Source organism: Peijinzhouia sedimentorum (genome assembly GCF_049340005.1).
GTDB lineage: Bacteria > Bacteroidota > Bacteroidia > Cytophagales > Cyclobacteriaceae > CAXBDP01.
Genome location: NZ_JBMPIY010000011.1, coordinates 87,715 through 110,746 on the forward strand (window position 1 = coordinate 87,715; position 23,032 = coordinate 110,746).

At 37.1% G+C, this 23,032-nt stretch carries 19 protein-coding genes; 16 read left to right on the forward strand and 3 right to left on the reverse strand.

Going from position 1 to position 23,032, the window contains the following annotated elements:
* The first annotated feature begins 5 nt into the window (after window positions 1–5).
* From ACOXY8_RS13790 to ACOXY8_RS13820, 7 genes are all read left to right on the forward strand, one after another.
* Window positions 6–965, forward strand: a complete 960-nt coding sequence (locus tag ACOXY8_RS13790; protein ID WP_458332190.1) for an L-histidine N(alpha)-methyltransferase — start codon at window positions 6–8, stop codon at window positions 963–965.
* Window positions 966–1,091: 126 nt separating this feature from the next.
* Window positions 1,092–2,582: a S10 family peptidase gene (locus tag ACOXY8_RS13795; protein ID WP_458332191.1), complete on the forward strand. Its 1,491-nt coding sequence runs from the start codon at window positions 1,092–1,094 to the stop codon at window positions 2,580–2,582.
* A 178-nt stretch (window positions 2,583–2,760) separates the two neighbouring features.
* Window positions 2,761–3,570: an alpha/beta hydrolase gene (locus tag ACOXY8_RS13800; RefSeq protein WP_458332192.1), complete on the forward strand. Its 810-nt coding sequence runs from the start codon at window positions 2,761–2,763 to the stop codon at window positions 3,568–3,570.
* A gap of 121 nt (window positions 3,571–3,691) precedes the next feature.
* Window positions 3,692–6,637, forward strand: coding sequence for a DNA polymerase III subunit alpha (locus tag ACOXY8_RS13805; RefSeq protein WP_458332193.1), 2,946 nt, complete (start codon window positions 3,692–3,694; stop codon window positions 6,635–6,637).
* Between the two features lie 329 nt (window positions 6,638–6,966).
* A complete protein-coding gene (locus ACOXY8_RS13810) occupies window positions 6,967–11,901 on the forward strand; it encodes a PAS domain S-box protein (protein ID WP_458332194.1) in 4,935 nt (1,644 codons plus the stop codon).
* Window positions 11,902–11,904: 3 nt separating this feature from the next.
* Window positions 11,905–12,336, forward strand: a complete 432-nt coding sequence (locus ACOXY8_RS13815; RefSeq protein ID WP_458332195.1) for a response regulator — start codon at window positions 11,905–11,907, stop codon at window positions 12,334–12,336.
* Complete coding sequence (locus ACOXY8_RS13820; RefSeq protein WP_458332196.1) at window positions 12,333–13,358, forward strand: PAS domain S-box protein; 1,026 nt, start codon at window positions 12,333–12,335, stop codon at window positions 13,356–13,358. Before ACOXY8_RS13815 ends, ACOXY8_RS13820 begins: the two co-directional genes overlap by 4 nt.
* Before the next feature lie 173 nt (window positions 13,359–13,531).
* Here ACOXY8_RS13820 and ACOXY8_RS13825 read toward each other — a convergent pair whose 3' ends face one another.
* On the reverse strand, window positions 13,532–13,768 hold the full coding sequence (locus ACOXY8_RS13825; RefSeq protein WP_458332197.1) for a hypothetical protein: 237 nt from the start codon (window positions 13,766–13,768) through the stop codon (window positions 13,532–13,534).
* 179 nt (window positions 13,769–13,947) lie between these two features.
* Window positions 13,948–15,408 (reverse strand): phytoene desaturase family protein, encoded by a 1,461-nt coding sequence (locus tag ACOXY8_RS13830; RefSeq protein WP_458332198.1) that lies wholly within the window; start codon window positions 15,406–15,408, stop codon window positions 13,948–13,950.
* A 69-nt stretch (window positions 15,409–15,477) separates the two neighbouring features.
* Here ACOXY8_RS13830 and ACOXY8_RS13835 point away from each other — a divergent pair, with 69 nt between their 5' ends.
* The 7 genes from ACOXY8_RS13835 (at window position 15,478) to ACOXY8_RS13865 (ending at window position 19,864) form a co-directional block, all read left to right on the forward strand.
* Entirely contained in the window at window positions 15,478–15,888 is a 411-nt protein-coding gene (locus ACOXY8_RS13835; protein WP_458332199.1) for a 6-pyruvoyl trahydropterin synthase family protein, read from the forward strand.
* Window positions 15,848–16,543 carry a GTP cyclohydrolase I FolE gene (gene folE, locus ACOXY8_RS13840; protein WP_458332200.1) on the forward strand — a complete coding sequence of 232 codons (696 nt, stop codon included), beginning with the start codon at window positions 15,848–15,850 and terminating at the stop codon, window positions 16,541–16,543. The genes ACOXY8_RS13835 and folE overlap by 41 nt, the downstream gene beginning before the upstream one ends.
* Window positions 16,544–17,251, forward strand: coding sequence for an SDR family NAD(P)-dependent oxidoreductase (locus ACOXY8_RS13845; protein ID WP_458332201.1), 708 nt, complete (start codon window positions 16,544–16,546; stop codon window positions 17,249–17,251).
* Between the two features lie 49 nt (window positions 17,252–17,300).
* A complete protein-coding gene (locus ACOXY8_RS13850; RefSeq protein WP_458332202.1) occupies window positions 17,301–17,603 on the forward strand; it encodes a hypothetical protein in 303 nt (100 codons plus the stop codon).
* Window positions 17,563–18,084 carry a hypothetical protein gene (locus tag ACOXY8_RS13855; RefSeq protein WP_458332203.1) on the forward strand — a complete coding sequence of 174 codons (522 nt, stop codon included), beginning with the start codon at window positions 17,563–17,565 and terminating at the stop codon, window positions 18,082–18,084. Before ACOXY8_RS13850 ends, ACOXY8_RS13855 begins: the two co-directional genes overlap by 41 nt.
* 3 nt (window positions 18,085–18,087) lie before the next feature.
* A complete protein-coding gene (locus tag ACOXY8_RS13860) occupies window positions 18,088–18,714 on the forward strand; it encodes a flavin reductase family protein (RefSeq protein ID WP_458332204.1) in 627 nt (208 codons plus the stop codon).
* 349 nt (window positions 18,715–19,063) lie between these two features.
* A complete protein-coding gene (locus ACOXY8_RS13865; protein WP_458332205.1) occupies window positions 19,064–19,864 on the forward strand; it encodes a DNA/RNA non-specific endonuclease in 801 nt (266 codons plus the stop codon).
* A 14-nt stretch (window positions 19,865–19,878) separates the two neighbouring features.
* Here the strand turns inward: ACOXY8_RS13865 and ACOXY8_RS13870 are convergent, their stop codons facing one another.
* Window positions 19,879–21,102 carry a bifunctional alpha/beta hydrolase/OsmC family protein gene (locus ACOXY8_RS13870; RefSeq protein WP_458332206.1) on the reverse strand — a complete coding sequence of 408 codons (1,224 nt, stop codon included), beginning with the start codon at window positions 21,100–21,102 and terminating at the stop codon, window positions 19,879–19,881.
* A 158-nt stretch (window positions 21,103–21,260) separates the two neighbouring features.
* Between ACOXY8_RS13870 and ACOXY8_RS13875 the strand changes: the two genes are divergently transcribed.
* Together ACOXY8_RS13875 and ACOXY8_RS13880 are read left to right on the forward strand one after the other, a co-directional pair.
* Window positions 21,261–21,530 (forward strand): hypothetical protein, encoded by a 270-nt coding sequence (locus ACOXY8_RS13875; RefSeq protein ID WP_458332207.1) that lies wholly within the window; start codon window positions 21,261–21,263, stop codon window positions 21,528–21,530.
* A 97-nt stretch (window positions 21,531–21,627) separates the two neighbouring features.
* A complete protein-coding gene (locus tag ACOXY8_RS13880; protein ID WP_458332208.1) occupies window positions 21,628–23,028 on the forward strand; it encodes an ATP-binding protein in 1,401 nt (466 codons plus the stop codon).
* Window positions 23,029–23,032 lie beyond the last annotated feature (4 nt).

Genomic DNA, 23,032 nt, shown 5'->3' on the forward strand with positions numbered 1-23,032 from the left:
GCTATATGACAGAGAAAATTCAAAGTGAACTCGCACAGGCAGTAATCAAAGGGTTAAAAGAAAAACCTAAATCTTTACCCTCATGGCTATTTTATGATGATAATGGAGACCGAATTTTTCAAGAAATAATGGCAATGCCAGAGTATTACCTCACTAATTGTGAACTCAGTATTTTGAAGACAAACAAAGGCCCTCTTCTTGAAATTCTAAAAAGTGAATCGAAGCATATCAAGTTGATAGAATTGGGTGCCGGGGATGGAATAAAAACAGAAATATTACTAGAGCATTTTCTCAAAAAAAAACTCGACTTCGAGTACAATCCTGTGGATGTGTCTGCTGCAGTCTTGGAGCAATTGGAAACAAGGTTAAAGAAAAACCTCCCGCATTTACAAATTGAAAGTAAAAATCAACAATTTAAGGATGCATTGATAGAAATGCATGAGCACAATGAAAATCGAAAGTTTGTTCTTTTTATGGGTGCTAATATTGGCAACTTCAACTTAGAGGATGCACAATTATTTATCAATCAAATTAGTATGCGGCTAAATCAAGGAGATTATCTAATGGTAGGTTTCGATCTAAAAAAACTGCCACGCATAATTCAAAAAGCCTACGACGATCCGCATGGCATTACCAGCCGATTCAACCTCAACTTATTACAAAGACTAAACAATGAACTCGATGCAAATTTCAATATAAATCAATTCGAGCACTACAGTTATTACGATATTACTTCAGGTGCTTCCAAAAGCTATTTGGTGAGTAAAGTTGAACAGAAAGTATATTTGAAAGATGTTGATTTAGAAGTGACTTTTGGCGAAGCCGAATATATCCACACAGAGGTTTCGCAGAAATACGATATGGATATGATTAAAAAATTGGCCGAAATTGCAAATCTATCCATTAAAGAAATCTATTTTGATAAGGATAATTATTTCGCTGACGTACTTTTCAAGAAACAGTAATATATAAAAAGGTCTTATAATAAACCCCTTATCAAGCTGAAATGCATATGGTATAAATTTTATTTCTACAGTTTTCATTAAGCCCTATATTGACTATTAATTCAATTGAAAATCAACATTAGGCTTATGAAAATTTTAACCTCCAGAATTTCAGCGATTGTATTCATGCTGGTTCTATTTATTGCGAGTGCGCAGGCACAGGACAGAAAATTGCCAGTAGAAACTGCAATTACTACCAATCATGAAGTCACAATTAAGGGTCAGCGTGTACCATACACTGCTACTGCTGGAACTCAACCAGTTTGGGATGAAGATGGTGATCCAATCGCCTCCCTTTTTTATACATATTATGAGCGCACTGATATCTCTGATAAGACCAAAAGGCCATTGGTTATTTCGTTCAATGGTGGTCCAGGATCTGCTTCCATCTGGATGCACCTCGCCTACACTGGCCCTAAAGTTTTGAATATTGATGATGAAGGATATCCAATTCAACCTTATGGATTTAAAGATAATCCCCACTCAATATTGGATGTAGCAGATATTGTTTTTGTAGATCCAGTAAACACTGGTTACTCAAGAATCACTGGTGAAGATGTAAGTCGCTTTACTTTCTTCGGTGTAAATGAAGATATCGAATATCTTTCGGATTGGGTAAACACATTCGTTACACGTCAAGATCGTTGGGCTTCTCCAAAATATTTGATTGGCGAAAGTTATGGTACCACTAGAGTATCAGGTATGGCTTTACAATTACAAAATGCACATTGGATGTACCTTAACGGCGTAATCCTTGTTTCGCCTACTGGCTTAGGAATCGATAGGTCAGGCCCAGTTGCTGCGGCTAATTACCTACCTTACTATGCAGCTACAGCTTGGTATCACAAAGTACTTCCTGCAGATTTACAAGCAAAAGATTTAGATGAAATTCTTCCTGAGGTTGAGCAATATACACTTGATGTGGTAATCCCAGCTATTACCCGTGGAGGCAGTTTAGATCCAGCCAAAAGAAGAGAAATTGCTACACAAATGGCTCGCTATTCAGGATTGAAAGTGGAAGTTATCCTTCAACACAACCTTGCTGTACCAACAGGCTTTTTCTGGAAAGAGCTTTTGAGAGATCAAGGTTTAACGATTGGTCGCCTAGATTCTCGCTACCGTGGTATCGATGCAATGGATGCAGGCTCGGGACGTGACTACGACCCAGCACTTACATCCTGGAACCATTCATTTGCTCCAGCGATGAATATGTATGCAAAGCAAGTATTAAAATTCGATACAGACCTTACCTATAACCTCTTTGGCCCTGTAAATCCTTGGAACCGTAATGGTGACAATACTGGCGAAAACCTTCGCCAAGCGATGTTGCAAAACCCTTATATGCATGTAATGAACCAAAGCGGCTATTACGATGGCGGTACAGATTATTTCAATGCTAAATACAATCTATGGCAGATTAACTCCAATGGTAAATTGGGCGACAGACTTCGTTTCGAAGGCTACCGCAGTGGACACATGATGTATCTACGGGCTGAAGATTTGAAGAATGCCAATGACCACGTAAGAGATTTCATTCAAAAATCTATGGTTGCAGAAGGTATTCCTGCGAAATACTAATCAATTTAATTACCTGATATTCAAGGCTCCAGTTTGATAGACTGGAGCTTTTTTTTATTTCAATTCAGCTGAATACTATTTCTCCAAAAACGTGATTCAGACAAATGAATAATACTTTACTCAATCTAATTGATCAAATAGCCCTTTGTCCTTAAACTCTCACGCTCAATCATTTTTATTGAAAATAAATATAGAAGAGCCTTACATTGAAGATATTCTATACAGTAACACTCACCAAAGCCTTAACCCAATGAAAAAATGGAGCAAAAGAAAGATTTTTAAAACCGTATGGTTTACCATAGTCGGTATTTTCTTTATTTGGAATTTGAGTACCTTTCAATCGAGAGACCTACCAGAAGATGTATTTGAAAACAGCAGTAATGTAACTGTCAATATTACAGATGACTACTTAGGATTTGAATCAAATTTGACGGGAGATGCTATAAATGTAATTTTCTTTCAAGGTGGCTTAGTGGACCCGAAAGCTTATGCACCTTTGGGTAGAAAGTTGGCCGAGAATGGCTACAACTGCTACATAATAAAAATGAACTGGAGATTGCCGATAAACGATTATCAAAAGACTTTGGAATTATTCGACTTGCCTAATGGCAAATATGTAATTGGTGGCCATTCTCAAGGTGCAAAAATGGCCGCTCAGCTGGTCTATGAAAACCCAAGTCTTTTTGAAGGACTTTTCCTGCTCGGCACCTCTCATCCGAGAGATATTGATCTTTCCAATTCAGCTATCCCAACCCTAAAGCTATATGCTGAAAATGATGGCTTGGCAAGTGTTCCTGAAGTGATGGAAAATAGAAATAAACTTCCTGTTGGTGCAGATTTGGTTTTAGTAGAAGGCGGCAATCATTCTCAATTTGGATATATGGGTCAGCTTTTCATGGATAGCAGTGCGGATATTTCCTTAGAAGAACAACAAAAGATATGTCTTGAAAATATGCTGAGTTTGTTGGAGAAAGTAGCCCAAGATTAACCGTTTAATGATTATAGAAAAGTGAGAGAATAGCGCATCCATAATTCAATCACCTTTTAGCTAAAATAATTAGCTAAAAGATTTTGCTTAATTACTAAAATATTTAGTAATTTGTAGTTCTATGTACCTGAATTGCCACACTTGGTTTAGTTTGATGTACGGCACATTATCGCCGGCTAACTTATTTGAAGAAGCAAAAAAAAATGGAGTAAGAAAACTCATCCTCACCGACATCCACAACACATCGGCATGGCCTGAGCTACTGCGAATATGCAATGAAAGGCGGGAGGAATACGACTTACAAATCGCTCTTGGCATCGAATTCAGGCAAGAAAATCAACTTTTGTACATTGGTTTGGCTAGAAATAATAATGGTTTCGAACAACTATGTCACTTCTTGTCACAACACAATATTTGTGGCGAACCCATCCCTCATCACGCGCCTATTTTGGAGGATGTTTGGTTTATGTATCCTTTCAAAAGGATGCATCAAAACATTAATGAACAGGAAATTATAGGCATAAAGCCTAGTGATGTAAAATACCTAAAATCACATATTGATCCTGCCTGTTTGCACAAATGCGTGATATGGCAACCTGTAAACTTTGCCGATAAGCTAAGCTTCAATACACATAGACTCCTCAGAGCTATAGATCTGAATGTACTACTGAGCAAGCTTCCGCCTCCCGCTCAAGCCATGCCTGATGAATGTATGATTCCCATCTCCGAGCTATTAAAGCATTATTGGCAGTATCCAGAAATCATTTCCAATACGCAAATCATTCTGGACGATTGCGAATTTTCTATCGAATTTGATAGCAATAAGAACAAAACTATTTTTGGAAAGAGCAAAAAAGATGATCATCAAAAACTAATAAAATTAGCATTAGAAGGTTTTACCTGGCGATATCAAAAATATAATGCTTATGGAATGCAACGTCTCTTACGCGAGCTCGATGTAATTGCAGAGCGTAACTTCGAAGCTTATTTTCTCATCACACATGATATTGTATCATTTGCCCATCACAAAAACTTCGCTCATGTAGGCCGAGGTAGTGGCGCCAATAGTATGGTAGCTTATTGCATTGGTATTACCGAAGTAGATCCTATCGAGCTAGATTTGTACTTTGAGAGATTCCTCAATCCACATCGAAGCTCCCCTCCCGATTTTGACATTGACTTCTCTTGGCAAGATCGAGATGTAGTAACAGGCTATATTTTGGATAAATATGGAGCAGAGCATGCAGCACTTTTGGCGACACACACTACTTTTCAAGAGCGGTCAGTAGTGCGAGAGCTGTCTAAGGTTTTCGGCTTACCCAAGCGCGAGATCGATGCTTTGGTCGAACGACCTGAGCAACTTGCCACGCAGGATCACATAAGCAAACTTATCTGGCGATATGCACAACGACTACATGATATGCCGCGCCATTTGAGTATTCATGCAGGAGGTATAGTAATCACTGAAAAATCCCTACATCAATATACTGCCACCGATCTCCCACCCAAAGGTTTCCCAATCACCCATTTCGATATGTATGGAGCAGAGGATATTGGGATCCATAAATTTGACATACTTAGCCAGCGAGGCTTGGGACATATTCACGATACAGTGGAAATGGTGAAGAAAAATAAAGGGATCGACATAGATATCACCCGTACGAGCGAATTTAAGACTGACAATAAAGTACGACAACTATTAGAAAGCGGGAGGACAATGGGTGCCTTTTATGTAGAGTCGCCCGCAATGCGTCAATTGCTCGCCAAGCTTCGCTGTTCAGATTATACCACTTTGGTGGCAGCAAGCTCCATTATTCGACCTGGCGTAGCACGCTCAGGTATGATGCGTGAGTACATTCACAGGCATTTGAATCCCAACGCATACAGCTACATCCATCCTAAAATGCAGGAATTGATGAAAGAGACCTACGGCATTATGGTGTACCAAGAAGATGTAATCAAAGTTGCTCACTACTTTGCAGGACTCGACTTAGCCGAAGCAGATATTCTACGGCGAGGCATGTCGGGCAAGTTTCGGTCTCGAGCGGAATTCAAGCGAGTAGAGAAATCATATTTCGATAACTGCCAAAAATTGGGCTATCCAGCAGAAATTTACAATGAAGTATGGCGGCAAATCGAAAGCTTCTCGGGCTACTCATTTTCCAAAGCACACTCGGCAAGCTATGCGGCAGAGAGCTACCAAAGTTTGTACTTAAAAGCCTACTTTCCGCTGGAATTCATAGTTGCTGTTATTAATAATTTTGGCGGGTTTTATCGCACCGAATTTTATGTACATGAAGCTCGTATGGCAGGTGCGGAAATAAAAGCTCCCTGCATAAACCACAGCGAATATCTCACTTCATTACATGAAAAAGAGCTGTATTTGGGTTTTATTCATGTAAAAAGCTTGGAAGAAAAACTTGGTCAGCTGATACCAAAAGAGCGGGAGGAAAATGGCCCTTATGCAGGTTTGCACGATTTTTTGGCTCGCATCCCATCCAAATTAGAACAAACTTGTATTCTGATTCGCTTAGGTGCATTCCGAAGTACAGGGATTGGCAAAAGAGAACTCATGTGGCAAGCGCATTTATATTTTGGTAAAGGTCGAAAAGCTCAAGCAGAGCAAGGCTTATTCAAAAGTACCAAAACCAAAAGCTTTGAGTTACCTCAACTGGAGCCCTATCCACTCCAAGACCCATTCGATGAATTGGAACTACTGGGTTTCCCACTTTGCAATCCTTTTGATTTACTCAAGACCAAAGATTTCGGCGATACTTTTGCTGAGGATCTAATGCAGAAACTAGGCAAGCAAATACAGATTGTCGGTTATCTGGTTACCACTAAAAATACTCGTACTATAAAAGGAGACTTGATGCATTTTGGCTGCTTTACCGATGCAAAAGGACATGTATTTGATAGCACTCATTTCCCAAATACCACAAAGAAATATCCATTTAGAGGACTGGGCTTTTATAAGCTTATAGGCAAAGTAGTAGAAGACTATGGCTACCCAATGCTAGAAGTAAGCGAAATGGAAAAACTACCAATGATTAGCCCAATGGAATGATTGTCCAAGTCAATACTTCACATTATAAAGCATTACCCTCCCGCTTATTTCCAACTAAAGTAACTCCAAGCGATTTATCGATCCTAAAACATATTATTAGTTCAATTTCACTATATTACATTTAAGAAAATCGAAAAATGGATTTGTGATTAATGTTAATAATCTTCCATAAAACACTATTTTTATATAATGCTAATTCTAAATAACTGAAGCTCCCAATTCAGCTAAGATTATGATTAGAATGGTTTTACTAAATGATTTTTGAAAATATGCTTAATTTATATTGAATACAGAGTTTAATTAAAATCAACTCATTGAATCTAAACCAAATGGATATACCTGCCGATTTTCTTCAGTCTATTAACAATAACCTTCCAGGAGCAATATTCAGATATAAGCTCAATCCCAACGGCACCGATGAAATGATGTATGTGAGCCAAGGCGCTAAGCTTCTGTGGGGAATTGATGCACAAGAATGCATAGAAAGCAATCATAAAGTTTGGGAGATTTTTCATCCAGATGATATTGGGCTGGTGCATCAGAGTATTCAAAAATCAGCAGAAGAACTACATCCATGGACATGTGACTGGAGAGTGAACCACCCTGACGGGAATATAAGATGGCAACGAGGCTCAGGCAACCCAACCAAATTGGAAGATGGAAGCATTGTTTGGGATTCGATAGTTATAGATATCACAGAAGAAAAAATAGCCAAAGAAACACTTGAAGCTACAGAAAAAAGATTTGAGCAGTTATTTGACAAGGTTACAAATTTGTCAGTACAGGGTTATTCAGAAAATGGGAAGGTTATTTTCTGGAATAAAGCAAGTGAAAGGCTTTACGGGTACACCAAGGAGGAAGCTTATGGGCAGAAGTTAACTGAGTTGATTATTCCACAAGAAATGCGACCCTTAGTCGAAAAAAACGTTGCTGAAATGATTAGAACTGGTCAGCAGCATCCGGCAGAAGAACTTGAACTGCAAAGAAAGGACGGTTCGAAAGTTCCAGTTTATTCCAATCACACCATACTGAAATTACCCGGTAGAAAACCTGAATTATTCTGCATAGACATAGATTTGAGTCCACAGAAAAGGGTTGAACAAAGCTTAAAACAGTCTGAAGAAAAGTACAGGGCATTATTTAATGCAACTCCACTTCCCTTGTGGATATATGAAATAGAAAGCATTCAAATAATAGATATTAATGAAACTGCCCAAAAGCACTATGGGTATAGCAGAGATGAATTTCTAAAAATGACTTTGAAGGATTTTTACTCAGCAGAAGAGTTACTATCTATTCAACGCTCCCACGTGGAAATTGCAGAAAATAATGAAACAATTCACTTTGGGTTATTCACACATCGCAAAAAGAATGGAGAGACTATTAGAGTAGGTGTTTCAGGTCATGTGGTTGAGTTTGACAATAGAAAATGCATTATCGCTGTATGCATAGATATGACTGAAAGTGAAGAAAATATCAAAACCATAGAAAAGATAAATGAACGCTATGAATATGTAAATAAAGCGACTTTAGACGCCATATACGATTGGGATGTAGTGAATGATATTTTCTACTGGGGAGAAAGTTTTGAGAGGATATTTGGTCATAATATAGACAATAAAGTATTCAAGCTGAAGGATTGGGAGGAGCTTACTCATCCAGAAGACAACGAGAAAAATAAAGGGCTATGGGAAGCGTTTGTATCCGATCCGAAACAAACAAAATGGGTCAAGAAGTTTCAATTTAGAAGAGCTGATTACTCTTACGCTTATGTAGAAGAAATTGGCCACATGATTCGCGATGAAGCTGGTATTCCGATACGGATGATAGGCTCCTTAAGAGATCAAACTAGGCAGAAGCAAGATGAATTGCAAAAAAAGCTATTAAATGAAATTGGCAGCTTATTTAATCTAGAAAAAGGGCTTAAGGAGAGTTTAGAAATTGTTTTGGCTCATTTGGTTGAATTTGGCGAATTTAGCTTTGCTGAAGTATGGATAGTGAGTACTGATAAAAAACGAGTGACCCTTTTGGCTAAGCATATTGGAGATGATTCAGCAAAAGTATTTTATGAAATAAGTGCTGATGTTAATGAATTCAATTATGGTGAAGGTTTACCTGGTGTAGTTTGGCAAAATAATACTATTGAAATATGGAATCATATTGACCAAAAAGATGAATTTATTAGAAAAGAAGCTGCACTTGAAGCTGGTTTGAAATCAGTATTAGGACTTCCTTTAATACACAATAATAAGGTGATTGGCGTAATAGTGTTCGGTACTAATAAATTGCCAAATAATCTTTCATATTACAAAGAACTATTCAAAGAGCTGGAAACTACTATTGGCTCGGAATTTAACCGTAAGCGACTTGAGGAACAATTGTATTTGATATTCCAAAACTCTCCAGATATACTTTGCATTGCAAACTCAGATGGAAAATTTATCAAAGTAAATCCTGCATTTTGCGAATTATTGGGCTATACTGAGCAGGAACTAACCACTCAACCTTTTACTAAATTCGTACATCCAGACGATATTTCTAACACAGAAGTTGAATATTCAGAAACCATCGGTGGAGAACGACAGGCTTATGATTTTGTGAATAGATATATCACAAAAGCTGGTGAGTTTAAGTGGATATCTTGGAAATCGTCTCAGCTATCGGGTGAAGAAGGACTTGCTTTCGCTTATGGACGCGATATTACGGAGCAAAAGAACCTTCAAGATCTTCTTAATAATGCTAACAAAATGGCAAGAATTGGCGGATGGGAAGTGGATTTTCAAACTAACAAACTTTACTGGTCTCAAATAACAAGGGAAATTCATGAAGTAGAGAATACCGAAACACCTAATCTCAATGAAGCCATTAATTTTTACAAAGAAGAACATCGAGAGACAGTTTATTATCATTTAAACAAATGCATAAATCAAGGGATTGATTGGGACTTTGAATTATCCATAATCACAGCAAAAGGTAATGAGCGATGGATAAGATGCATTGGTACGGGTGAATATTTGAATGGAAAATGCGTAAGAATTTTTGGCAGCTTTCAAGATATCCATCAAAGAAAATCTGCAGAAATTGAATTAATTGCAATTAACAAGCAGATTCAAACTACGCTGGAGAGTATTCAAGATGGGTTTTTCACGCTAGACCATGACTTTACAGTTACATATTGGAATCGTCTTGCTGAGAAAATGCTGTTTACCCCCCGCGAACAAATACTCGGAAAGAACCTATGGGAGGTATTTGGCGATGCTACCTCATTGCCGTCTTATCAAAATTACCTCAAAGCACTTACAGAAAAAGTGAAGATACAATTTGAGGACTATTACGAGCCGATTAATAGTTGGTTTGAAATTACAGCATACCCTTCCCCAACAGGTATATCAGTATATTTTAAAAATATTACTGAAAAGAAAGAAGCTGAAATTGAATTGATTAAGTTTAAAAACATCATTGAAAATTCGCAGGATGGAATTGCAATGGCTAATAAAAATGGAAAAGCCATCTATCTAAATCCAAGTTTTGCTAGAATGCTAGGGCATACATCAGAATCATTAGAAAAAGCGGGTGGTCCAATTGGAGTATATGCCGATAAAAAAATTGCTCAAAGAGTATTTCGCAACTTACTCTCAAAGCAAAATTGGAAAGGAGATGTTGAGCTCTTAAGTAAAAATGGAGATGTCCTAAACTTCTATTTAAGTGGCGGTCCTATTTTCAATGAGCAAAAAGAGCTTATCGCGATCTATGGTATTCATACAGATATTTCGGAAAGAATAGAAGCTGAAAAGGAGCTAAAAAATTTATTTACAGAAAGAAACACCATCTTAGAAAGTATTGGAGATGCCTTTTTCGCATTAGATAAAAACTGGGTCGTAACCTATTGGAATAAACAAGCCGAGGTAGTATTAGGAAGAAAGCGGGAGGAGGTTGTCGGGAATAATCTTTGGGATGTTTATCACGATGCACTCAACCTGGAGTTTTATACTCAGTACCATAAAGCAGTGCATACTGGCGAAATGGTATCATTTGAGGAATATTACCCTACCGCTCACAAATGGTTCGAAGTTTCTGCTTACCCATCTGAAAATGGATTATCCGTTTATTTTAAGGACGTAAGCATTCGTAAACTTGCAAATGAACAAATCAAACAATCGAATGAACGTTTTCTCAGAGTAACTCAAGCCACCAACGACGCTATCTGGGATTGGGATATCCAAAATGAAAAACTCTTTAGAGGTGATGGCTTTAAAACAATATTTGGGTATGAGGTGAAAGATAAAGCCTTTCGACTAGATGATTACAGTATTAGTATTCATCCAGATGATTTTGACAGAGTAATAGAAAGCATCCAACTAGCCTTAGCCGACAAAAACATTACTAAATGGACACAGGAATATAGATATGCGAAAGTAACTGGAGAGTATGCTTTTGTGGTAGATAGAGGAATTATAATTAGAGATGATAAGGATGAGGCTATCAGAATGGTAGGGGCAATGATGGATATTACACAAAGAAAGGAATCGGAAGAATCTTTGCTAAAACTCAACGCCGAGCTGGATCTGAGAGCCAATGAACTTGCCTTGTCAAATGCCGAGCTTGAGCAGTTTGCTTTTGTAGCATCACACGATTTACAAGAACCGCTAAGGATGATCACAAGTTTCCTATCACAATTGGAGAAAAACTATGGCAATAAATTAGACGAAAGGGCTGAAAAATACATCTACTTTGCCGTAGATGGAGCAAAACGTATGAGGCAAATTATTTTGGATTTGCTTGAATTTTCGCGAGTAGGGAGAAAGGATGGAGAGATTGAAATAGTTGATTTAAACGTGCTCCTAAATGAGGTACTTTCCTTACAGCATCAGCTTATAAAAGAAAAGTCGGCGATAATCAAAGTGGATCAATTACCAGTAATTCAAATTCATAAAGCCCGTGTACTTCAAGTGTTTCAAAATTTGATTAACAATGCCCTAAAGTACACTAAAGAAGAAGTTGTTCCAGTAATAGAAATTTCCGTTATTGAAGATAACTTTTATTGGACTTTCGCTATTAAGGACAATGGACTTGGAATCGAGCAAGAATATTTCGATAAAATATTTGTGATTTTTCAACGATTGCATGCAAAAGACGAATACAAAGGTACCGGCATGGGACTAGCTATAGTAAAAAAAATAGTTGAAACGCTAGGCGGAAAGATTTGGCTTGAGTCAGAGTACGGTATTGGAAGTACATTTTTTTTCACTCTAAAAAAGCAATAAGGTATGAAACCAATTCACATTTTGTTAGTCGAGGATAATGAGGGTGACATCATGCTTACCACTGAAGCCTTAGAAGAAAAGAAAATTGCCAATAATGTAAGCGTAGTGAAAAATGGTAGAGATGCTGTTGACTTTATGTTTAAAAGAGGCAAATATTCAAATGAATCAACACCAGATTTAATATTATTAGACATCAACCTCCCGCTCAAAAGTGGGCACGAAGTTCTAATAGAACTAAAGACTAATGAACTAACTAAACAGATCCCTGTAATAATTCTTACTACCTCATCTTCTGAGGAAGATGTGAAGAGATCTTATGGAAATCATGCTAATTGCTTCATTACAAAGCCTGTGGATGTTGATGATTTTTTGAATGCAATTGCAATGATTGAAGACTTTTGGTTCAGTATCGTAATGTTGCCTAAGAATAAATGAAAAAAGATCCATATCCATACAAAATACTTGTAGTTGAAGATAATCTTGGTGATTTTATTTTGGTGGAAGATTACTTAATTGAAGAAATCGCCCAACCAGAACTTACTCATGCAAAAGACTTTAAGCAAGCTAAAGCTTGTTTGTCAGATACAGCTACTCATTATGATGTGATCTTGCTCGACTTGTCTTTACCAGACAAAAGTGGAGAAGAATTGATTACTGAAACCTTAGCAATAGCCAATAATACACCAATACTAGTACTTACAGGATTTGGAGACCTCAACTTCGCCATCAAATCCTTATCTCTCGGTATCTCGGATTACTTAATCAAAGAAAATATTAGTCCGACGGCTCTTTATAAGAGCATTGTTTACAATATAGAACGCTTCAAGTTTGTTCATGCAATTCAAGAATCTGAGAAAAAATATAGTGAATTATTTCACTTAAGTCCTATCCCAATGTGGGTGTATGACTTGGAAACTTTGGCTTTTTTGGATGTAAACACAGCCGCAATAGATCATTATGGCTATAGCGTCGAAGACTTTTTGTCTATGACCATTGCGGAAATTAGACCTAAGGAAGATTTACCGAAGCTTCAAGCTGCCCTTAAAGAAAGTAAAAACACTAAAAACTATAAATTCAAAGACCATTTTAGACATATAAAGAAAAATGGTGATTTGATTTTAGTCGAAATAAGATCTAATTATATTGATTTTAAAGGAGCAAAAGCTGAGTTAATACTGGCGACAGATATTACTGAGAGAGTTCGATATATCGAGGAAATTGAAGATCAAAACAAAAGATTAAAAGAAATTGCATGGGTGCAATCACATGTGGTTCGCGCACCACTTGCAAGAATAATGGCTCTTATCGAATTACTTAAAGATAATGATTTTACAGAAAATGAGCGGGAGGAGATTAATGAAAATATAATTCGATCAGCTCATGAAATGGATGAGATTATTAAGGACATTACGCTAAAAACCAGTTCATCTTATAGCCCGGATTCTACTTCGCACTAATACTCTAAAAAAACAGGGAAAATTAATTTCCTAGTGCTTTATTCAACCTAGGCTTGAATTATCTTTGGCTCCACCGTATTCAAAAATTGATACATTGAATTTAGATCTAAGTCAAGCTCCTAGTTTTTTTGATAAATATTCAAATTGTGATTATCTATTCTCGGATCTGAAATTTAAGCTATCTCCCTGCCTCTTTCTTCTTTCAGGCGTTCAATCAAAGTGAATGGATTGAAATTAGAATAATCTGTAACGACTAACCCAGTAGATGTGTTAGGCTGAATAATGCTGGCTTTGGAAGCCCATGATGTAAATCCAAATGCATACGCTAAAACAGTAATACCAACTACGACACCTATAAAAAGGATCAAACCTGAAATAATACCTCTCTTACGATTGCTTATTGCGTCCATGGTTTCTGTTTTACATTTTCAATATTCCCAAGCATTATGCCAGAAGTGAAAAAGGCCAAGATTTAATCAAATAGAATGGATTTTCTTAAAAACTGGCTCATTAAAATGTTCGATTTTGTACAATCATTTACGAAAATGGACATTCGATTGGATTTCCAAGTAACTAGAATTTTTCAGCTCTATTTAATTCGCTTGTCCTTCATCATTTTTTCAACGGCAATAATCCCGCTCAATGTAGTGCCAGGGATACCTTGTCCAGGATAGCTCGTATCACCACATTGGTACATCCCTTGGTCATCTACCCGAGCTTCTATCATTTGCCAAGGCTTAATAGAAAAGTACTGTGGATAGCCGCCGACAAAGCCAAAAGCTCTACCAGTCCATTTTTCCCAGCTTTTAGCTGATGAGCTATGTTGATACACTACATTTTCTCTCCGCAAAAATCCCTTCTCTTCCAAAATTTTGATTACTGCTTCTTCAGCTATTTTGCCATCTACAATATTGTTTTGTGGGTCAGGCGCATGAGTACTAATTGAGGCTACTTTCATTCCAGCCTCGTCAGATCTGGACAAATCATCAGGATGACTTAAGCTTAAAAATATGCTCTTTGCACCCACTCCTGCTAATGGTTCGGCTAAATGAATTTGATGATGAATGCTTTCAAACTCTTTGTTTGATTTAAAACCGATTCCCATTTGAAAAGCCGAATTCAATTTTGGCGAATCCATTATTTGGCTCTTGTATTTAGAAATGATTGGGGGATAAATCTCCAATAAATTATTGATTGGAATTCCACTCAAAATCATTTTGCTTCGAAACTCGCCTTTGTTTGTTTTTATCAAATAGCCAGAGTCTACTTTTTCTATATGTTGTACTTCAGTGCGCAAATGCAATTCGCCCTCCCGCTCTTTTATATAGTCGATAAATGGTGTCACCAAATTGATCAATCCTCCATCGATGTAGTAGTTACCGTAATTGGTGTAGCATAGCGCGGTCGCACCAAATAGTAAATTCACTTCTTCTTGATAGTTTTGAGCGGTAATTAGTAATTGCTCATTTATAAACTCCATGAAATCTTCATTTTCATGTAATCCATGTTTTTTGATAAAATCGCTGGTACGAACTAAAGAATAGCGGGAATTTAAAACTTGAGAAAGATTTGCATTTTTTACAGCATCTATCAAGTCTGAAAAATTAGCGGGAGGAAAATTGCGCTGCTTGATACTCGTATCCCAAACAAACTGACTTATCTTGTAGCATTTCCTCCAAAATTCAGCTTGTCCCTTTTTACCAAAAACTCTTTCAGCTTCTACAATCCATTGATCTAAAGACTGGTATCTATTGATGATTTTGTCATTTTTGAGATGCACTTGCATGGGCAATGACAAATGGCGAGCATTGAGTTTTATGCCCGTTTGCTTCAAAACATAATTCAATGGCATATTTTTATCTAAACCCACAATCGTAGTTGCACCACTCTCGAAAGTAAAACCTTTGCGCCAATAAGAACTCGTGCAACCTCCCGGCAAATAATTTTGTTCCAATATGCCTATTTTAGTCCCTAACTTTGCCAGCAGTGCAGAAGCGGTCAGCGAACCCATTCCACTGCCGATTACAATAAGGTCATAAGAATGAGTCATTTAATTATTTTGTTTAATTATTTTCAACTTATGTTAAACAAAACAAGAAACACTTATGTTTAGAATCCAATGAAAATTGCAGTAATAAGAAAAGAACATTTCAATGCAGCTCATAGATTGCACAATCCTGAATGGACTGATGAACAAAATCAGGAAATTTTTGGTAAGTGTAATAATAAAAATTATCACGGACACAATTATGACCTGTTTGTGAAGGTAATTGGTACGCCAGATTCGGGCACGGGATATGTCTATGACATGAAAGTTCTCAGCGACATTATTAAGAAGAATGTCCTTAATAAATTTGATCACAAAAACTTAAACCTTGATACAGATGAATTCCAGCATCTTAACCCAACCGCCGAAAATATTGCAGTGGTTATTTGGAATATTTTGAGAGAAAAAATTGATAAAAAATTTGATTTAAAAATCACACTTTATGAAACAGAAAGAAATTTCGTTGAATATCCCGCAAGTTAATGGTTTTACTATAGATGAAATTGGCGACGAACATGTTGGTACATCTGCAGAAACTCCTTTAAGAGAAGATGCTTTCGAAATGGACGATGACTTGAAAATCGAACTAATAGAAAAGCATTTTAGGGAAATAATGAACGTGTTGGGTTTAGACTTGACAGATGATAGTTTGAAAGGCACTCCAGCTAGGGTTGCCAAAATGTATGTAAAAGAAATATTCAGAGGTTTGGATCCGAAAAATAAGCCGGATGCTAAACTTTTTGAAAATAAATATAAGTACAATCAAATGTTAGTTGAGAAGGATATAACCTTCTTTAGTAATTGTGAACACCACTTTGTGCCTATCTATGGCAAAGTACACGTGGCTTACATTTCAAGCGGCAAAGTAATCGGACTATCTAAAATCAATCGTGTAGTACAATACTTCGCACAAAGGCCTCAAGTGCAAGAAAGATTGACGATGCAGATAGGTAATGAATTGAAAGAAATTCTAGATACAGATCACATTGCCGTTATTGTTGACGCAAATCACATGTGTGTATCCTCTCGCGGTATCAAGGACGTGACAAGCAGTACAGTTACTTCATTTTATAGTGGCAAATTCAATAGTGAAGCTACGCGAAATGAATTTCTAGATTATCTCAAATTAGAAAAGTAAATGTTGACGGATTTGAAAGGTAAAAACTATCTAGTTGTAGGTGGAGGAAGTGGTATTGGTTTTTCATTAGCTGAAAAGCTTCAAAAATCAGGTGCTAATGTTTTTGTAATCAATAGAGAATCTAATGGACCTGAAGGAACTACTACGTTTCATGCTGATATTTTAGAAAACTCGGATGTATACGATGAGCTTCCTGATACAATTGATGGTTTTGCTTACTGCCCTGGTAGTATCAATCTCAAACCGATTAATAGAATTACTCAAGATGATCTACTTGGTGATTTTAAAATCAACGCCGTAGGTGCAGTTTTAGCAACTCAGGGTGTTTTACGGAAACTAAAAAAAGCAGAATCGGCCAGTGTAGTGTTTTTTAGCACAGTTGCTGTTGCAACGGGAATGGGATTCCACACAAGTATTGCAGCTGCAAAAGGAGCCATAGAAGGAATCACCAGGTCACTCGCAGCAGAACTAGCTAATAGCGGTATTAGAGTAAATGCAATTGCTCCATCCTTGACCGACACGCCTTTAGCTGGTGCTCTTCTTTCATCAGAAGATAAACAAGCTGCTGCGAGCAAAAGACATCCTCTTGGCAGAGTAGGCACTCCTGCAGATATGTCAGATGCAGCTTATTTCTTATTGTCACCAAACTCAAGTTGGATTACCGGACAAGTAATTGGCATCGATGGCGGTTTATCCATAATTAGGTAAAAACTTTTACAAGATATCTCAGTTATTCTTTAAATTAACATTTGATTTATTGAAGACGGAACAGAAGAAAGAGCGTGCAGAGCAGATTATGAAGATTCCACCACAGTCATTTTTGATATTCAAAGAAGAGCTTCGGAAAGAGCGGCTTGAGAAAGAAAGATTAAAGGCTGAGTATGAGAAGAAAATATCTACTTTAGCAGAGGAACTATCTTTTTTGAAGGAGCAGATAGATTCACAACAGGATATGATCCGAAGAACTATTGATTACGCAGTACGTTTAGAAAATGACTTGAATCAATTAAACTCTAAAGTTGACGAAGACAAGAAAAATTCTAAAAGGAGTTACCATTAATCAAGCTGCAATGGATATTCACGAAACACCCGCTCAATCAGAAACCGTCGAACAGAATTTAGGTCAGTACGGCCTAAGCACTTATTTCACCTCCCGCTTTGCCGACGTCGGCTTCGATCGTGAAAAAGGTGTAATTATGTGCGTGCTAAAAGAAGCCTACGTTCCTATTGAAAAATTCAAAGAAATATTCGCTGCTATTGGAAAATTAGCTTCTCAAAGAGGATTCGATAAATTTATTTTCGATAAAAGATCACTCAGAGCATTTCACCAACCCTCTATGGAGTGGTATTTTATAGAATGGAAAAAGGAAGTTTATTCTTATGGCATAAACAAGCACCGCAAAATTCTCCCTGCTGAAGCTTGGTTCAAAAAAATGGTTCAGATTGCCAAGAATCAAATATTAACTGACTATCCAGACAATATCATCCATCTACTCGACATCCAATATTGCAATTCGGTAGAAGAAGCCATGAGCAAATAATCAATGAAGTTATTAGATTATAATGGTTGGGAAAACATGGAGTCCATGTTTCGTCGCAACTTATTCAACTCCTTAGGTGGATTTAAAAGTCTCGCACTAATTGGAACAAAGAGCGCGGGAGGAATAACAAATCTTGCTCCTTTTAGTCAGATTATACATATTGGAGCAAACCCACCGTTTACAGGCATTTTATTCAGACCACATACGGTTCAAAGAGACACACTTGAGAATATACTTGACACCAAACACTTCACTATAAACCATGTTCATGTGGACATCCTTTTGCAAGCACATCATACTGCTGCACGTTGGGAATCTTCTGAATTTGAAGGTGTAGGATTGGAGGAAGAGTATCTTGATAATTTCCAGAGCCCATTCGTAAAATCAAGTAAAATCAAATGGGCATGTGAATTTGTAGAACGCCAAGATATTAAAGTAAATGGCACTATTTTAATCATAGGTGCTATCAAACAAATTTACGTTCCGGAAGCATACGTTGCTAAAGATGGCTTTATCGATTTACAAGCTGCCGGCAGTTTAACTTCCAACGGGTTAGATGCTTACTATAAAACTGATTTGGTTGATCGATTGAGCTACCCAAAACCAGATACCCTCCCGCATTCGATTTAAAATGCACTAGTCAAAATCTTGCTTGAGCTACACGAAACTAGTCTGTATTGCGAAAAATCTAAGATTTTTAGCAATACTTAGTTACCAGTAGATCATGCCATTATCACTCATACACATGCGGATCCGACAGAAGACTTAGTCCTATTATATAATTGTTCCTATAAATTAAATTCTCAGGAATTTGAGGAGCTAAAATTCGCTAGTATTTGCTAGAAGAAATATGAATGCAATTGTCCTAAATCCTAAATACCAGACTAGAAATTCATATTTTATAATTTACTTGCAGTAGAAAATAAGTTCTATGCGAGGGTACCGCTTTTCTCTATTTCTGCTTTGCGCAATTGTCGTCTTGGCAATTGTACTATTTATCAATTGCAGCCCTACTACAAGTTCGAGTGCTTCCACTAGCAGTATCGTCGCCATCCCTCCTACTTCTTTCGACTTATCATCTGTTCCTGAGGCTTATCAAAATTACAGCCCTTTACCAATCGCTAAGGAATACGTTTTTGATTATAAAGGATTCATTTTGGAGTTTGATACTAGCACTCGCAATGCTACTTGGGTTTGCTATATGCTTTGCCGGGCACAACTAGGCGATGGTGTTGAGCGCTCTAGCAATTTCAGAATGGAAAATCGGTTAGGAGATTTAAGTCCGCGTGACACAGAATACAGAAATAGTGGATATGATAGAGGGCATTTGGCACCTGCTGCTGATATGTCTTTCAGCTCGCAAAGCATGTATGACAGCTTTTACTTAACAAATGTATCCCCACAGTTGCCTTCGTTCAACAGAGGTATTTGGAAACAATTGGAAGAGCAGATTAGAGATTTTGCCATCGAAAAAGATACCATTTGGGTGGTGACAGGTCCGGTTTTGAAAGAGGGCTTGGCGAAAATGGGCAATACCAATATTAGTGTACCTGAGTTGTTTTATAAGGTAATATATAAGCCAAATAATGCGGGAGGAGGTCAAGGAATTGCCTTTTTGATGAGAAACGAAGCCGGGTCAAATCCATTGACTAGTTATGCAGTAAATATTGATAGTATAGAAGCTCTTACAAATCACAATTTCTTTCCACTTCTCAGGAATCAGCAAGAGCGACAAATTGAAAGCGCTTTCGACGTATATTATTGGTTTTCAGAAGATTAAAATAAAATATCAACTTACTTATCTTCCATCAAGCTGGTTTTCACACTTACTTTTGAGTGAAGTGTTTTATGTACAGGGCACTTATCGGCAATTTCCAACAGTCGTTTCTTTTGGCTTTCATCCAATTCACCTTCCAGTTTTATAAAACAATCGAAACTGTCAATTTTGCTATCTGCTTCCTCCACGTTTGCACAATCATCACAATGGCGTTTACCGTGATCTACATGAACTTCCACATTGCTCAAATTCCATTTTTTACGGTCTGCATACATTCGCAGTGTCATGGCTTTGCAAGTTGCCAGTGAAGCCGCTAACAAATCATAAGGCGTGGGACCAGCATTATTGCCACCAACAGATTCAGGCTCATCGGCCAATAGAAAATGAGTACCTGCTTTTACTTGCGTGAGAAATTTCTCCGCACTATCCCCTAAAACTGCCGCAGCTTGATGATCAGAATCTGGACCTTCTTCGGCTCCATAATCCAAGTATCGTCTTGACCAAGTAGCTATTAAACTACCTAAATAAAGGCTATCCTTTTTATTTCCCAACAAATGATCTGCTCCATCCAAGCTGATAAAGCTTTTGGGGTGGTGTGCAGCTTCATAAAGCTGGGCTGCGTTTTTAATATCTACAATTTTATCTTGTGGCGAATGAGCTATCAGAATAGATTTTCTTAATTTCTTTAGAACCTTCTCTAAACTGTGATCTTCCAAATCGTCAAGGAATTGCTTTTTCACCATAAAATCCCGCCCGCCTATATTCACTTTCGCTTTCCCGTTAGCCTCAATATCCTCCTTCTTGTCTTTAAGTAAATGCTGCACGTGAGTTGGGTCAGCCGGAGCGCCAATAGCAACCAAAGCTTGAATCGAATTAATTTTGCTAGCTGCAAATACAGCCGCTGCTCCACCAAGAGAATGGCCAATAATTAAAGTTGGTGATTGATAATTAGCTTCCAAAAAATCGGCAGCAGCAATTAGGTCATCTACATTGGTTGTGAAATTGGTGTCTGCAAACTCGCCTTCACTTTCGCCAAGACCTGTGAAATCAAAACTAAGTACGCCAAAACCTTGCTGAGTAAGTGCTAAGCTTATATTCCGAACGGCTTGAAAATTTTTATTGCACGTAAAACAATGTGCAAAAATTGCGAAATTATGAGGTCTACTACCAATTGGTAATTCGATATAGGCTACAAGTTTTTCGCCTTTGCCATTCTCGAATATCTTCTTTTCTCTGTTCATCCTTTAGATTAATTGTTATCTCCAATATAGGGTTTTAAAAATCATTTTAAACAAGGTTTGCAATAATTCGAAAAAGCATTTTTTTCTTTAAGGAATTGATTTTCCATTATATTTTTTATATTTAAAAACACATATTATTCTAATAACTAACAAAAATCATGGAAAACCTTAATCCAAACACCAACATGCAAGATTTTCGTAACAGCCCTCTAACTGTAGGCGATTGGTTTGTCACTCTGCTTATTACATTTATCCCTATTGTAAATGTGATAATGTATTTTGTATGGGCTTTTTCGGATAGTACAAATCATAGCAAACGAAACTTTGCCAAAGCAGCATTACTATGGGTAGCTATAGGCATCGTTCTTTATACGATCTTTTTTATGATAATGGGAGTTGCCTTTTTTGGCAGGATGATTAATAACTAAACAAAGCTTATTTGATCTTAAATATACTTTGATCTTTTAATACTGACTAAAATCGCTTAACATTGAATGCTTGTTTCAATCTTGACAAGAACTCTTGATGTTAAATAATTTTTTCGATAGGCTTTGGGTAGACCCAAAGGAGTTAGTATTCCTTGAAAAGGAGGTAAATACGCTTAATTTAAAGCGTATTTACCTCCTTTCGATTTTAGGTTTGCCTCTTGCTATAATTCATATTATTGTTTTTGGCTATGATTTATCAGAAGCAACTGATGAGAAGTATTATTGGCAATTAGGAATCGTTCTTAATAACATTTTCACCTTTATTTTTCTATCAGTTGTAGCAATACTATCAAAAAAATTTCACCGAGAATCCGCTACGAAAGACAGATCCAACGCTTCAAGAATATTGATCTGGTCAAGTTTTATTATTTTACTTTGTTTGGGATCTGTGGTTGTCGGAATAGATCAAGCTATTACACCATCGATTACTCCTTTTCTAGTAGCTTGTACAGTTGCATCTATTGTTTTTCTAGTAAAACCACGTTACTCCATTATCGGTTTTCTTTTTGGATTTTTGGTGTTTTATCTGATTTTAGTTCAAACCCAGCCCAATCCGGATATTAGACTTTCAAACATTGTGAATGGTATCACTTCAATATGTATTGGAATTGGTATTTCGATGGTGATGTGGTTTGGAAATATGGAGAGACTGCAACAGCAAAGAACCATCGCTTTACAAAAAGCCGAACTCGAAAAGAATTATGATATACTGGTAGAAAATGCCAAACAACTAGAAGAAGCAAACGAAACCAAGGACAAGTTCTTCTCAATTGTAACACATGATATCAAGTCACCATTGGCTGGAATAATTGGCGCATTGAATTTGGTGAAGGAAAGCAGCAATAAAGAAGAATTATTGTTTCATGATGGATTCTTAGAGTTAATTTACCAAAGTTCAGCACGAACAGAGCGGCTATTGGATAATCTTGTACTTTGGTCGCAAAGCCAAACCAATCGACTGGTATTCAATCCTATCACAATCAACATTGCTGATTTGCTTCAAGAAAACCTTCAATTACAGGAAGCTACCATTGTAAATAAAGAAATCAAAATCACAAATGCATTTTCTGAAAAGGACTTTGTGAATGGAGACAAAGAAATGATTAATGCTATTTTCAGAAATTTACTATCAAATGCTATCAAATTCACTCCTCGTAGTGGCCAAATTTTCTTAAACTCAAAAATAATTAAAGTTGGTGATCGTCAAATGCTGCAGATTGAGGTTCGAGATTCAGGCGTTGGGATGACAAAAAAACAGATTAATGATTTGCTACAAATAAAATCTTCCCTAACTACGGAAGGTACCGAGATGGAATTGGGAACAGGTTTGGGATTAATGATTTGCAAGGAGTTTATTGGAAAGCATCAAGGGGAATTGATTATTGAAAGTGAATTAGGCGTTGGAAGTAGCTTCATCTTCTCATTGCCATTGATATGAGAGC